The following is a 13,448-nucleotide window of genomic DNA, read 5'->3' as shown; positions in this document are numbered from 1 at the left end:
GCCCGCCGGGGCGACGGGGGACGAATCAGCGAGGCTAGCGAGGCTATTGACGGTGAACGTGCTGGACATCCTGTTGCTGCTCGCCGCCGTGTGGTTCGCGATCGTGGGCTACCGCCAGGGCTTCGTCGTGGGCATCCTGTCCGTGATCGGCTTCCTCGGCGGCGGTCTCGTCGCGGTCTATCTGCTCCCGCTGCTCTGGGACCAGATCACCGAGGACGCCGAGGTCACGACGACGGCCACGGTCGTCGCCGTCGTCATCGTGATCGTGTGCGCCTCCGTGGGACAGGCGTTCACCACCCACCTCGGCAACAAGCTCCGCCGCTACATCACCTGGTCACCGGCGCGCGCCGTGGACGCCACGGGCGGCGCGCTGGTCAATGTCGTCGCCATGCTGCTGGTCGCCTGGCTGATCGGCTCCGCCCTCGCCGGGACCTCACTGCCCACGCTCGGCAAGGAGGTCCGTAACTCGAAGGTCCTGCTGGGCGTCTCGCGGGTGATGCCGGGGCAGACGGCGACCTGGTTCACGGGCTTCTCCTCCGTCCTCGCGCAGAAGGGCTTCCCCCAGGTCTTCAGCCCGTTCGCCAACGAGCCGATCACCGCCGTCGAGCCGCCGGACCCGGCGCTCGTCGGCAGCCCCGTCGCGGCCCGCGCGCAGCGCTCCATCGTCAAGGTGGTCGGTACGGCGCAGAGCTGCAACAAGGTCCTCGAAGGCACCGGCTTCGTCTTCGCCGAGCGCCGCGTCATGACCAACGCGCACGTCGTGGGCGGTGTGGACGAACCCACCGTCCAGATAGGCGGCGAGGGCCGGCTCTACGACGCCAAGGTGGTCCTCTACGACTGGGAGCGCGACATCGCCGTCCTCGACGTGCCCGACCTGCGCGCCCCCGCACTCCAGTTCAGCGACAAGGACGCCCGCAGCGGCGACAGCGCGATCGTCGCGGGCTTCCCGGAGAACGGCGCGTACGACGTGCGCTCGGCCCGTGTCCGGGGCCGTATCAGCCCCGACGGCCCGGACATCTACCGGCGCGGAGAGGTCCGGCGCGACATCTACTCGCTGTACGCGACCGTCCGGCAGGGCAACTCGGGCGGCCCGCTGCTCACCACCGACGGCAAGGTGTACGGCGTGATCTTCGCCCGGTCGCTCGACGACCCCGACACCGGCTACGCGCTGACGGCCGACGAGATCCGCGAGGACATCGAGCTCGGCCGCACGGCCAACCAGCAGGTCGACAGCCAGGGATGCGCCCTGTAGGAGCGCAAGCGCAGAAGTACGAGGCCGGGCCGGACCAGGAGATCCTGGTCCGGCCCGGCTCTGTCCTGCGTTGTCGTGGTGCCCCTTCTCCGCATCCAGTGATTCTGATCCCGCCGTGCCTAACTGCCTGACTGCCTAGCCGCGTGGATGCCGCAGCCGTGCCGAGACCCAACGGGCCCTTCGGCGGAGAATCAGTGGAATACCGAGTCGGAGATCATGGCCCCGATCTTCCGGACCGCCCCTCTCGTGGGTGATCGGCACAGAGGCCGAGCGGCGGTTGCGTGCTGCGTCACCGTAGTCGTGCGTCCAGCCCATACCCCGACGTTTGCCCGGGGCCCATGGTCGGTAATCGCCCCCGCGTCGGCCAATTGGCCTATGCGTCAGGCAATTGGCTGTTCGTCGTACAAGTGTTCCTGCAAGTGTTCCTGAGGGGCGTGCCCACCACACCGCCCCGTCCACCGCGCGCCACTGATCAGCGGTCGGGCTCGGGATCCTTCAGCCAGTTGATGAGTTCCGTGGAGAACGCCACGGGGTCCTCCTCCTGCGGAAAGTGGCCAAGCCCGTCGAACAGCCGCCAGCGGTACGGCGCTTCGACGTACTCGGCGGACCCGGCCGTACTGCGCGTACGCATCGCCGTGTCCAGCGACCCGTGCAGTTGGAGGGTCGGCACCCGCACCGGACGCTTCATCCGCCGGTTGAACTGGATCCCGTCCGGCCGCGCCATCGAGCGCACCATCCAGCGGTACGGCTCGATCGAGCAGTGCGCCGTCGAGGGGATGGTCATCGCCCGCCGGTAGATGTCGACCGTCTTGTCGTCGGGCGGCTGCGGCCCCGACCAGTCGCGGATCAGATCGCCCACCAACGCCGCGTCCTCGGCGACGAGCTGACGCTCCGGCAGCCACGGCCGCTGAAAGCCCCAGATGTACGAGCCGGCCCTGCTCTGCGAGAAGTCCGACAGCATCGCCGAGCGCCAGCGGCGCGGATGCGGCATCGAGGACACGGCGAGCCTGCGCACCAGCTTCGGCCGCATCACGGCGGCGGTCCAGGCGAGATACCCGCCGATGTCGTGCCCGACGAGCGCGGCGTCCGGCTCGCCGAGCGAGCGCACCACACCGGTGATGTCGAGCGCCAGGTTGGCGGGGTCGTAACCGCGGGGCGTACGGTCGCTGCCGCCCACGCCCCGCAGATCCATCGCGACGGCCCGGTACCCGGCCTCGGCGAGCGCGGGCAGTTGGTGCCGCCAGGTCCACCAGAACTGTGGGAAGCCGTGCAGCAGCAGCACCAGCGGCCCGTCGCCCATCTCGGCGATGTGGAAGCGGGCCCCGTTGGCCGCCACGTCCCGGTGCGTCCAGGGGCCGTCGAGGCGCACATCGGTCGCGACCGTCGCGCCGGGAGTGCTGCCGGGAGTGCTGCCGGAAGGGGTGCCAGAGCCGTATTCTGGGGCGGTCATGCAGACGAGCGTGCCACAGACTTGCCCGCCTCATGGACGGGGCGCGGATGCGGTTTGACCGTCTGGAGGACGGCGGCGGTCTCCTTGGCGGACGCGATGCTCATCTCCGGCGGCTTGACCTTCTTGAACTTCCGCAGGGCGATCAGCGCCAGCACTCCCGCGATGAGCAGAAACGCTCCTCCCACGATCAGGAACGACCACGCGAGCCCGAGGCCCCAGTTGTGGATCCCGTACGCGGCGGCAAAGCTCAGCACCGGCAGCGAGAAGAGTGCGAGCACTCCGGCGATACCGATCGCGGCGCCGCCCGTCACGCTCCGCTTGATGTCCTCTCGCAGTTCGGCCTTGGTCAGCGCGATCTCGTCGTGCACCAGCGCGGACATCTCGGCGGTGGCGGAGGAGACCAACTGTCCGAGGCTGCGGTCGGCGCCGTTGGCGGCGGCGCGGACGGCTGGATCGATGTCGACAGCGGCGGTGGTGTCGACGGCATGGCTGCCGGGGTCGCTCATCGTTGACTCCCTCGTTTCGGCTGCGCTCTCGGGCGCTCTCGCGGATCTGGGGCTTTTCCGGCTCCGCGCCTTCAGATCATGCCGGAAAGTCAGATCACTGTCGGATGTCAGATCATGCCGGACCGGCGCCGTCATCGCGCGTCGCTGCGGCGTGTTCCGCCAACCGTCGGTGCTCGGCGGCCTTCCGCTCGTAGATCGCGGCCATGCGCAGGTGGTACTCCGGGTCGTCCTGCTCGTAGATGTCGGGCACACCGGAGTGGTCCTCGTCGCGCTCCTCGGACTCGTACAGCGCCCGGTAGGTGCGGACCCGCAGCCGCAGCAGTACGGCGGCGAGTACGGCGGCGATCACCGAACCCGCCAGGACGGCCGCCTTCACCTCGTCCGTCAGTGCCGGATCGTCGGAGAAGGCCAGCTCGCCGATGAGCAGCGAGACGGTGAAGCCGATCCCGGCGAGCGTGGACACCGCCAGGATGTCCGGCCAGGCCAGATCCTTGTTCAGCTCCGCCCGGGTGAAGCGCGCGGCCAGCCAGGTGCCGCCGAAGATGCCGAGCGCCTTGCCGACGACGAGCCCCAGGACCACTCCCAGGGTCTCCGGCCGGGTGAAGACGGTGCCCAGCGCGCCGCCGCTGATCGGCACGCCCGCCGAGAACAGGGCGAACAGGGGTACGGCGATCCCGGCCGACAGCGGGCGCACGAGGTGTTCGATGTGCTCGCCGGGGGACTGCTTCTCGCCCTCGTGCCGGACGCAGCGCAGCATCAGGCCCATCGCCACGCCGGCGACGGTGGCGTGGACGCCGCTGTTGTACATCAGGCCCCAGATGACCAGCGCCAGCGGGACGTACACGTACCAGCCGCGCACGCCCTTGCGCAGCAGGAACCAGAAGACGGCGAGCGCCACGAAGGCGCCGGCCAGGGCGAGGAGGTCGATGTCGCTGGTGAAGAAGATCGCGATGATCAGGATCGCGAAGAGGTCGTCCACGACGGCGAGGGTGAGCAGGAAGGCGCGCAGCGCGGACGGCAGCGAGGTGCCGAGGACGGCGAGTACGGCGAGGGCGAAGGCGATGTCGGTGGCCGTGGGGACGGCCCAGCCGCCCGCGGACCCGCCGCCCACCACGTTGACGATCACATAGACGAGCGCCGGCATGACCATGCCGCACAGCGCCGCGATCACCGGGAGGGCGGCGGCCTTCGGGTCGCGCAGCTCGCCGGCCACCAGCTCGCGCTTCAGCTCGATGCCGGCGACGAAGAAGAAGACCGCGAGGAGCCCGTCGGCGGCCCAGTGCCGTACGGAGAGGTCGAGGCCCAGCGAGGCAGGGCCCAGATGGAAGTCGCCGACCGCCGTATAGCTGTCGCTGATCGGGGTGTTGGCCCAGATCAGCGCGGCGACCGCGGCCACGAGCAGCAGGACACCGCCGACCGTCTCGGTGCGCAGCGCGCTCGCGAGATACGTCCGCTCGGGCAGCGAGAGGCGTCCGAGGAAAGTGCGCGGGGTGGCCACAGGGGGTCTCCGGTCAGTTCGGCGGGCATGACGAATCACCTGCCGACCAGACTTCCCGGCGCACCTTTGGATCCTTATTACATTGTTGACGCGCCGCCCACTTTACAAAGAGGAGCCCCCGGCGCGGTGCGGCGGGGGCTCCTGCTTCGTCTACGTGCCTCTCGGGTCAGTCCTCGCTGGTCGCGCTCGGGAGCTGAGTCTGGATCAGGTCCATCACCGAGGAGTCGGTGAGCGTCGTGACGTCACCGAGCTGACGGTTCTCGGCGACATCGCGCAGCAGCCGCCGCATGATCTTGCCCGACCGGGTCTTCGGCAGCTCGGCCACCGGCAGGATCCGCTTGGGCTTGGCGATCGGCCCCAGCGCCGTACTGACGTGGTTGCGCAACTCGGCCACCAGACCGTCGTCCACCGACGCCGTACCGCGCAGGATGACGAACGCGACGATCGCCTGCCCCGTCGTCTCGTCCGCGGCGCCGACGACGGCCGCCTCGGCGACCTTCGGGTGCGAGACGAGCGCCGACTCGACCTCCGTGGTGGAGATGTTGTGGCCCGACACCAGCATCACGTCGTCGACCCGGCCCAGCAGCCAGATGTCGCCGTCGTCGTCCTTCTTGGCGCCGTCGCCCGCGAAGTACTTGCCCTCGAAACGCGACCAGTAGGTGTCGATGAACCGCTGGTCGTCGCCCCAGATGGTGCGCAGCATCGACGGCCACGGCTCGGTGAGGACCAGATACCCGCCGCCGCCGTTGGGCACCTCGTTGCCGTCGTCGTCCACGACGGTCGCCGAGATACCGGGGAGCGCGCGCTGCGCGGAGCCCGGCTTGGCCTCGGTGACACCGGGCAGCGGGGAGATCATCATGCCGCCGGTCTCGGTCTGCCACCAGGTGTCCACGACCGGGGTCCTGCCCGCGCCGATGTTCTGCCGATACCAGATCCAGGCCTCGGGGTTGATCGGCTCACCGACCGAGCCCAGCACGCGCAGCGACGTCAGATCGAACTTGGCGGGGATGTCGTCCCCCCACTTCATGAACGTGCGGATCGCGGTCGGCGCCGTGTAGAGGATCGTCACGCCGTACTTCTGGACGATCTCCCAGAAGCGCCCCTGGTGCGGGGTGTCGGGCGTGCCCTCGTACATGACCTGCGTCGCGCCGTTGGCCAGCGGCCCGTACACGATGTACGAGTGGCCGGTCACCCAGCCGACGTCGGCCGTGCACCAGTAGACGTCCGTCTCCGGCTTGAGGTCGAAGACCGCGTGGTGGGTGTACGCCACCTGGGTGAGATAGCCGCCCGAGGTGTGCAGGATGCCCTTGGGCTTACCTGTCGTACCGGACGTGTACAGGATGAACAGCGGGTGCTCGGCGTCGAACGCCTCCGGCGTGTGCTCGGCGGACTGGCGGTCCACGATGTCGTGCCACCACACGTCCCGGCCCTCGCTGAACGCGGTCTCCTGGCCGGTGCGGCGTACCACCAGGACATGCTCGACCTGCGGGCACCGGGCGACGGCGTCGTCGATCGCGGGCTTGAGCGCGCTCGGCTTGCCGCGCCGGTAGCCGCCGTCCGAGGTGATGACGAGCTTGGCGTCGGCATCTTGGATACGGGACGCGACGGCGTCGGCCGAGAAGCCGCCGAAGACCACGGAGTGCGCGGCGCCGATACGGGCGCAGGCCAGCATCGCCACGGCCGTCTCGGGGATCATCGGCATATAGATGGCGACGCGGTCGCCCTTGCTCACACCCAGCTCGGTGAGCGCGTTGGCGGCGCGCGAGACCTCGTCCTTCAACTCGGCGTAGGTGATCGAACGGCTGTCGCCCGGCTCGCCCTCGAAGTGGATGGCGACCCGGCCGCCGTTGCCCGCCTCGACGTGGCGGTCCACGCAGTTGTACGCGACGTTCAGCTCGCCGTCCGCGAACCACTTCGCGAAGGGCGGGTTCGACCAGTCGAGCGTCTCGGTCGGTTCGGTGGCCCAGGTGAGCCGCCGGGCCTGCTCGGCCCAGAAGCCGAGCCTGTCCGCCGCGGCCTGCTCATACGCCTGTGCTGTCACGTTGGCGTTGGCGGCCAGCTCGGCCGGTGGCGCGAACCTCCGCTCTTCCTTGAGCAGGTTGGAGAGGGAAGAGTTCTCGCTCATACTTCCGTCTCCTCCTTGAGCAGGTTGGCCAGGCTTTTGTTGCTCACGACATCTCCCTTTCCCAGGGCGTCCTATGTGTCCCCGGGCCTAGCTCATCAGGCAGATGCCCGGGTGACAAGGGTCTTCAGGAAATTGGTTTAGACCTATGCGGCTGGGCTGGCGGGCGGCTGGCTGACAAGTGGTCCTGCGAGTGGCCCCGTTCCCCGGCTGTGGTGGGGAACGGGGCCACACATTGTCACGGATGCGGCGGGGTGCCGGTTCAGGCGCGCGACTCCTCGAAAGCCGTCGGGGCCACCCGGTTGAACACCTCGTCGGAGCCGCCGGACAAGCCGTCCGACGGTCTGTCGGACGATCCGCCGGCCAAAACGCCGGACAAGCCGTCGGACGCGAGCAGATACGCCTGGGCCTCGCCGACATGGAAGTACATGCCGTGCAGTTCGAGCTTGCCCTCGGCCATGCGCCGGACCACGGCCGGATGGGCGCGCAGATGCTCCAACTGCTGGACGACATTGGTCAGACAGAGCTGCTCGACCGCGTCAGCCGGCAGCCGCCCGGAGATCCTGGCCCAGGTGTGGTCGCGGCTCCTCATCCGCTCCAGGCTGGGCCGGCCGTGCCGCAGCCAGCGGGTGAGGGGGGAGGACTGGGGCGCGGTCGCCGAGGCGGGTGCGTCGGATGTGGCGGTCGCGTCGGCCGCGTGGGCCGCGTGGGCCGCGTGGGTCCCGTTGGTTGCGTCGGTCCCGTCCGGCGTGTTGAGGAGAGCCTGCATCGCGCCGCATCCGGAGTGCCCGCAGATCGTGATGGACTCGACCCGGAGGACATCGACCGCGTACTCGATCGCAGCCGCCACCGATTCGTCCGGCCCCTCCGCGCCCTCGTCCCCCGGGAGGGGGACCAGATTGCCGACATTGCGGACGGTGAACAGATCACCGGGACCACTCGCCGTGATCATGCTCGTCACCAGCCGTGAGTCGGCGCAGGTGAGAAAGAGCTGCGAGGGCTGCTGGCCCTCGCGCGCCAGGCGCGCCAGCTCGCCCCGTACATGCGGAGCCGTATTGCGCTGGAACGAGCTGAGCCCACTGGCCAGTTGCCCACGCTGGACCCGGCTCGACACCCACGTGGTGTCCGTCGTCCGCTTCTGTGTCCCGGCGTGCTCCACCGGGTCGCCGCAGTGGTGGTTGCGCCACGGTGTCCACGGCCGGCAGCAGGAGTTCGAGTGGGTCGCCGGCTCGGCGGGCTCGCCGATGGGGTCGCCCGATCTGCCGGTGAACTCGACCGTGCCGCCCTGGGCCACATGCGCGACCTGCCAGTCGTGCAGCGCCTCGTACGCCGCGTGGTCCATGAACGATCCGTCCAACTCGACCACACAGTCGCTGCCTTGCGGCACCTGGTGCAGCAGTCGGCTCAGCCGGGGGACGGCCAGGAAGGTCAACTGGCCGCCCGCGCGCAGTCGGTGGACGCCGTTCTGCTCGTACGACGTGATCCGTGTCCGGGTGAGCCGGTGCAGCGCGACGCCGACCGCCAGCGCGACCCCGATCGCCACCCCCTCCAGGACACCGGTGAACACCACACCGGCCAGCGTCCCCACATAGGCGAGCAGTTCGCGATTGCGCCGCACGCTGCGCACGTGCGTGAGGTTGACCATCTGGATGCCGATGACCATGACCAGCGCGGCGAGCGCGGCCAGCGGGATCAGATCGAGCACCGACACCAGGAACAGCGCGGCGACGGCGATCCACAGTCCGTGCAGCATCGTCGCGTGCCGGCTCACCCCGCCCGCGGCCACGTTCGCCGCGCTGCGGACGGCGACGCCGGTGATCGGCAGCCCGCCGAGCGCGCCGGACACCACGTTCGCCGCGCCCTGCCCGGTCAGCTCCCGGTCGAGCCGGGCGCGCGGAATCCGGACGTCCGGGTCCTTGCGGGCGGCCACCAACTTGTCGACGGCGACGGCCGACAGCAGTGACTCGACGCTGCCGACCAGGGTGATGGTGAGGACGGCGGCGAGCAGTCCGAGCACCGGCCCGTGCGGCATCTCGGGCAGCACATGGCTGCTCCAGGAGGGCAGATCGACCCGGTCGAGGCTCAGCCCCGCGAGGGCGGCCACGACGGTCGCCGCCGCCACCGCCGCGAGGGCGGCGGGCACCTTCCGTACGATCCGGCCCGGACGTCCCGGGATACGCGGCCAGGCGAGCAGAACGCACACCGTCAGCGCGCTCACGGAGATCGCGGCCGGGTGCAGAGCGGCGAACTGGGCGGGCAGCGCCTGGACGTTGGCGACGGCGGAGCTCTGCGGGCTGCCGCCGAGGACGATATGCAGTTGGGCGAGCGCGATGGTGACGCCGATACCGGCCAGCATGCCGTGCACGATCGCGGGGCTGACGGCGAGCGCCGAGCGGGCGACGCGCAGTGCGGCGAGGCCGAGTTGGGCGAGGCCGGCGAGCACCGTGATGGCGCAGGTGGTGCGCCAGCCGTACTGATGGATCAGGTCGGCCGTGACGACGGTCAGACCTGCGGCCGGCCCGCTGACCTGGAGCGGCGCGCCCCCGAAGCGGCCGGCCACCAGGCCGCCCACGGCCGCGGCGACGAGACCGGCCTGGAGCGGGGCGCCGGTGGCGAGCGCGATACCGAGGGAGAGCGGCAGGGCGATCAGGAAGACCGAGATGGAGGCGGAGAAGTCCGCTCCGGCGATCCGGAATCCGCGCCGCCGGCCGGGCGGGGGGCTGTGCGGGCTGTGCGGCCGCATGAAGCGTGACAGCCGCGACATACGTGACTTGTGTGGCTGGGGTGACTTGGGGGTTGTTCGAGAGGTGTGGGGGTGGTGGGGCTGGTCGTGGCGGGTGGGGACGCAGGCAGACATGTTTTCCCGTCTCCTCCGGGGCAGCGCGGTCGCGGATTTTCTGGGGAACGCGGCCGTGGGTCACGGCGTGCAGTGGCGGGATCATCAACGTTCAGTAAATGGATCGTAATGGAGAGTAAAGAATCAGGCATGACTTTCAGGGCAAATGGGGCAAACATTCACCCGTGGCGGTGATTAGTCATTTTGTCCGGCTTGTCATACCGGATCCCCTCGGGCCCCAGTGCGACGTTGTCGGCGCTCGGCGCCGTGCCCGGCGTTTCGACGCGTCAACGCACAGAACCTGAGGGAAGAGGTGGGCGGATGCTGGCCGCCACAAAGAGGATCGCCTGCGGTGCGGCTGTCACAGCGCTGGCCGTGGGACTCGCCGGATGTTCGGGGGCCGGTTCACCGGAACCGAAGGCCAAGTCCAAGGCGGAGGAGGGCGCCCACGGAGCGAAGAAGGGGGCGGGACCGGCCAAGAGCGCGGTACGGCTCATCGGCGACGGCTCGACGGCGGACACCGGAGCCCAGCCCGGTGTCCTCAAGCCGGAGCGTCTGAAGCCCGGTGAGAAACCGCCGCAGTTCGTGGTGTTCTCCTGGGACGGCGCCGGTGAGGACAGCCAGAAGCTGTTCTCCCACTTCCGTGAGGTGGGCAAGAAGTACGACGCGAAGATGACGTACTTCCTCAGCGGCGTATATCTGCTGCCGGAGGACAAGTCCAAGCAGTACAACCCGCCGCAGCACGCCGCCGGCCGCTCCGACATCGGCTTCAACGACGCCGAGGGGATCAAGAACACCCTGCGTGAACTGCGCGGTGCCTGGCAGGACGGCAACGAGATCGGCACTCACTTCAACGGGCACTTCTGCGGCGCGGACGGCGGCGTCGGCAACTGGTCCGTCGAGGAGTGGAAGAGCGAGATCAGCCAGGCCAAGTCCTTCGTCAAGAACTGGAAGACCAACTCCGGTCTGACCGCAGAGGCCCCGCTGCCCTTCGACTACGAGAAGGAACTCGCCGGCGCCCGCACGCCCTGCCTGGAAGGGCAGAAGAACATGATGCGGGCGGCGCGGACGATGGGCTTCCGCTACGACTCCAGCGGCATCGGCAACCAGGTCTGGCCGAAGAAGACCGAGGGCATGTGGGACATCCCGCTCCAGCTCGTCCCGGTGCCCGGCCGGCAGTTCGAGACGCTGGCGATGGACTACAACTTCATGTTCAATCAGTCGAAGACGGTCAACGGCGATCCGTCCCAGCACGAGTACTGGGGCAATCAGATGCGCGACGGTCTGCTTCAGGCATTCGACCGCGCCTATGAGGGCAACCGCGCGCCGCTGATCATCGGCAACCACTTCGAGTCGTGGAACGGCGGCACGTACATGCGCGCCGTCGAGGAGACGATCAAGACCGTCTGTGTGAAGGACGGCGTGCGGTGCGTGACGTTCAAGGAACTCGCGGACTGGCTGGACGCTCAGGACCCGCAGACGCTGGAGAAGCTGCGGGGGCTGGGCGTGGGGCAGAAGCCCAAGACCGGCTGGCAGTCGTATCTGACGGCGGCCAAGGCCCCGGTCGCTCCGGCGGCTCCGGCTGCTCCGGACCCGGGCGCGGACCCGGGCTCGGACCCGGGCTCGGACACCGGCTCCGGCTCCGGCTCCGGCTCCGAGCAGGGGGCGGCCGAGCGCTGAACCAAGGGCTCAGGGCGCGGTGGTACCGGCGGCGCGTCGACGCGCCGCCGGTACCACCGCAGCGCCGTTCAGCTCGGCTGCGGAACCGCCGCGTCCTCGCGCAGGACGAACGCCGGGTCGACCTGTGCGGCCAGGTCCGCGCCTGTCTTCGCATTGCCCCAGCTCTCCGCGTTCCTGAGGTGGAAGTGCACCATCTGCCGCGTGTAGCGCTCCCAGTCGCGGTTCGCGTACGAGTCCTCGGCCGCGTCCTCCAGGACCTGGAGCGCCACCCGGTTTTCGGCCTCCAGCAGTTCGAAGGGTGAGGGGCGGCCCTTCTCCATGGACCGCACCCAGTTGGAGTGCCCGACCGTGACGAGCAGGTCGTCGCCCACCTCGTCCTGGAGGAAGTCCACGTCGTCCTGGGCCTGGACCTTGTTGCCGACGACGTTCAGCGCGATGCCGAAGTCCCGCGCGTACTCCTTGTACTGGCGGTAGACGGACACACCCTTACGCGTCGGCTCAACGACCAGGAACGTCATGTCGAACCGGGTGAACATCCCGGACGCGAACGAGTCCGAGCCCGCTGTCATGTCGACGACGACGTATTCGTCCGGGCCGTCGACCAGGTGGTTCAGGAAGAGTTCGACCGCGCCGACCTTGGAGTGGTAGCAGGCCACCCCCAGGTCGGACTCGGCGAAGGGCCCCGTCGCCATCAGTTGGATGTCGCCGTCGTCCAGTTGGACGGTGCGGGAGCAGGCGTCGTACACCGGATTGGACTCACGGACCCGCAGCAGTCGGGAGCCCTCGCCCGGCGGCGTCGTCTTGATCATCGAATCGGCGGACGTGATGCGCTGGTTGGTGCCCCGCAGGTACTCCTTGATGAGCGGCAGATGCGCGCCCATCGCGGGCAGCGCGGTGGTCTGCTCCTCGTCGAGGCCGAGCGCGGCCCCGAGATGCTGGTTGATGTCGGCGTCCACCGCGATGACGGGGGCCTCGTTGGCGGTCAGATGGCGGATGAAGAGCGAGGCCAGCGTCGTCTTGCCGCTGCCGCCCTTACCCACGAAAGCGATCTTCATGTTCACCTAGCGTAGTACTCCTGTTGCTGTGTGCTGTTACTTCGGGTGAAGAAGACCACTCCAACGTGGGGCGCGCGCCATGGGCGCGTAGCCTTGCTACCTATGAGTACGACAGCCCCGAACGCTTCGTCCGCTCCACAGGAGCACGACCCTCTCGCCGCGCTGGGCTCCCTGCCGGGCGTCCCCGACGCGGTGGATTCGGTGCGCGAGGCGGTCGACCGGGTCTACGGACACCGGGTGATGAGACGGCGCAGCAACGAGGTCACCTCGGAGGCCGCGCTGCGTGCGGCGCGCGGGTCGGCGGCGCTCTCCGGGGCTGACTGGGCGCTGGAAGAGGTGCGCAGGCGCAGCGACTTCGGTACCGGGGCCGACGCGCTGACGGTGGGAGCCGCGCTTCGGTTGACGGCCGAGGCGGGCCAACTGCTCACCATCTGGCGGCAGTCGCCGGTGCGGGTGCTGGCCCGGCTGCATCTGGTGGCGGCCGGTGGTGTTGGTGGTGCCGGTGCGGCTGCCGAGGTCGTGGGGGAGACGGTCGGGCGGCCGAGGCTGGCCGGTGAACCGGTCGTCGAGGCGCCGGGGCCGGACAGCCCCGCGTCACTGATCGAGGCGCCCCTGCCCGGCTCCGACGAGGTGGCCGGACGGCTCGACGGGCTCTCCGCGCTGGTGGTCGCGGGGAGTTCGGCGCCCGCGCTCGTCATGTCCGCCGTGGTCCACGGTGAACTCCTGGCGCTGCGCCCCTTCGGCTCGTACAACGGCCTGGTGGCGCGCGCCGCCGAACGGATCGTGCTGATCGGCAGTGGGCTCGACCCCAAGTCGATCTGTCCGTCCGAGGTCGGGCACGCGGAGCTGGGGCGTGCCGCGTACGTGGCGGCGTTCGACGGCTATCTGTCGGGGACGCCGGAGGGGATGGCGGCCTGGATCGCGCACTGCGGGCGCGCTGTCGAGCTGGGTGTCAGGGAGTCGACGGCGGTGTGCGAGGCGCTTCAGCGCGGCGCGGCCTGAGTCCGGCCCGCCGGACAGGTCGCCGCCGCACGGACAGAGCCGCACGG

Annotated in this window: 10 protein-coding genes; 3 read left to right on the top strand and 7 right to left on the bottom strand. The window is 69.7% G+C overall.

Annotated features, from left to right (window positions below; translation table 11 throughout):
- Nucleotides 1-52 precede the first annotated feature (52 nt).
- The gene (locus OG329_RS17375) at nucleotides 53-1,252 is read left to right on the top strand and encodes a MarP family serine protease (protein ID WP_405796152.1); all 1,200 of its coding nucleotides are present in this window, start codon (nucleotides 53-55) and stop codon (nucleotides 1,250-1,252) included.
- A 135-nt stretch (nucleotides 1,253-1,387) separates the two neighbouring features.
- Here the strand turns inward: OG329_RS17375 and OG329_RS17370 are convergent, their stop codons facing one another.
- The 6 genes from OG329_RS17370 to OG329_RS17345 all read right to left on the bottom strand — a co-directional run bounded on the left by OG329_RS17370 (nucleotide 1,388) and on the right by OG329_RS17345 (nucleotide 9,685).
- Entirely contained in the window at nucleotides 1,388-1,567 is a 180-nt protein-coding gene (locus OG329_RS17370; protein WP_405796151.1) for a hypothetical protein, read from the bottom strand.
- 157 nt (nucleotides 1,568-1,724) lie between these two features.
- Complete coding sequence (locus OG329_RS17365) at nucleotides 1,725-2,702, bottom strand: alpha/beta fold hydrolase (RefSeq protein ID WP_405796150.1); 978 nt, start codon at nucleotides 2,700-2,702, stop codon at nucleotides 1,725-1,727.
- Nucleotides 2,699-3,208 carry a phage holin family protein gene (locus OG329_RS17360; RefSeq protein ID WP_405796149.1) on the bottom strand — a complete coding sequence of 170 codons (510 nt, stop codon included), beginning with the start codon at nucleotides 3,206-3,208 and terminating at the stop codon, nucleotides 2,699-2,701. Before OG329_RS17360 ends, OG329_RS17365 begins: the two co-directional genes overlap by 4 nt.
- Nucleotides 3,209-3,320: 112 nt before the next feature.
- Nucleotides 3,321-4,706 (bottom strand): Na+/H+ antiporter NhaA, encoded by a 1,386-nt coding sequence (gene nhaA, locus OG329_RS17355; protein WP_405796148.1) that lies wholly within the window; start codon nucleotides 4,704-4,706, stop codon nucleotides 3,321-3,323.
- Nucleotides 4,707-4,872: 166 nt separating this feature from the next.
- Entirely contained in the window at nucleotides 4,873-6,831 is a 1,959-nt protein-coding gene (gene acs, locus OG329_RS17350) for an acetate--CoA ligase (protein ID WP_405796146.1), read from the bottom strand.
- Between the two features lie 259 nt (nucleotides 6,832-7,090).
- A complete protein-coding gene (locus OG329_RS17345) occupies nucleotides 7,091-9,685 on the bottom strand; it encodes a SulP family inorganic anion transporter (protein WP_405796145.1) in 2,595 nt (864 codons plus the stop codon).
- Between the two features lie 300 nt (nucleotides 9,686-9,985).
- On the opposite strand from OG329_RS17345, the gene OG329_RS17340 reads away from it, so the two are divergent.
- A complete protein-coding gene (locus OG329_RS17340) occupies nucleotides 9,986-11,344 on the top strand; it encodes a hypothetical protein (RefSeq protein ID WP_405796144.1) in 1,359 nt (452 codons plus the stop codon).
- Between the two features lie 68 nt (nucleotides 11,345-11,412).
- Here OG329_RS17340 and OG329_RS17335 read toward each other — a convergent pair whose 3' ends face one another.
- On the bottom strand, nucleotides 11,413-12,399 hold the full coding sequence (locus tag OG329_RS17335) for an ATP-binding protein (RefSeq protein ID WP_405796143.1): 987 nt from the start codon (nucleotides 12,397-12,399) through the stop codon (nucleotides 11,413-11,415).
- A 102-nt stretch (nucleotides 12,400-12,501) separates the two neighbouring features.
- Here OG329_RS17335 and OG329_RS17330 point away from each other — a divergent pair, with 102 nt between their 5' ends.
- The gene (locus OG329_RS17330; RefSeq protein ID WP_405796141.1) at nucleotides 12,502-13,401 is read left to right on the top strand and encodes an oxidoreductase; all 900 of its coding nucleotides are present in this window, start codon (nucleotides 12,502-12,504) and stop codon (nucleotides 13,399-13,401) included.
- The last annotated feature ends 47 nt before the right edge of the window (nucleotides 13,402-13,448 follow it).

Origin of the sequence: Streptomyces sp. NBC_01506, assembly GCF_045040295.1 — a bacterium.
In the GTDB taxonomy this organism is placed as follows: domain Bacteria; phylum Actinomycetota; class Actinomycetes; order Streptomycetales; family Streptomycetaceae; genus Streptomyces.
The sequence above is the reverse complement of the archived record's forward strand: the minus strand, read 5'-3'. Positions and strand labels throughout refer to the sequence as shown.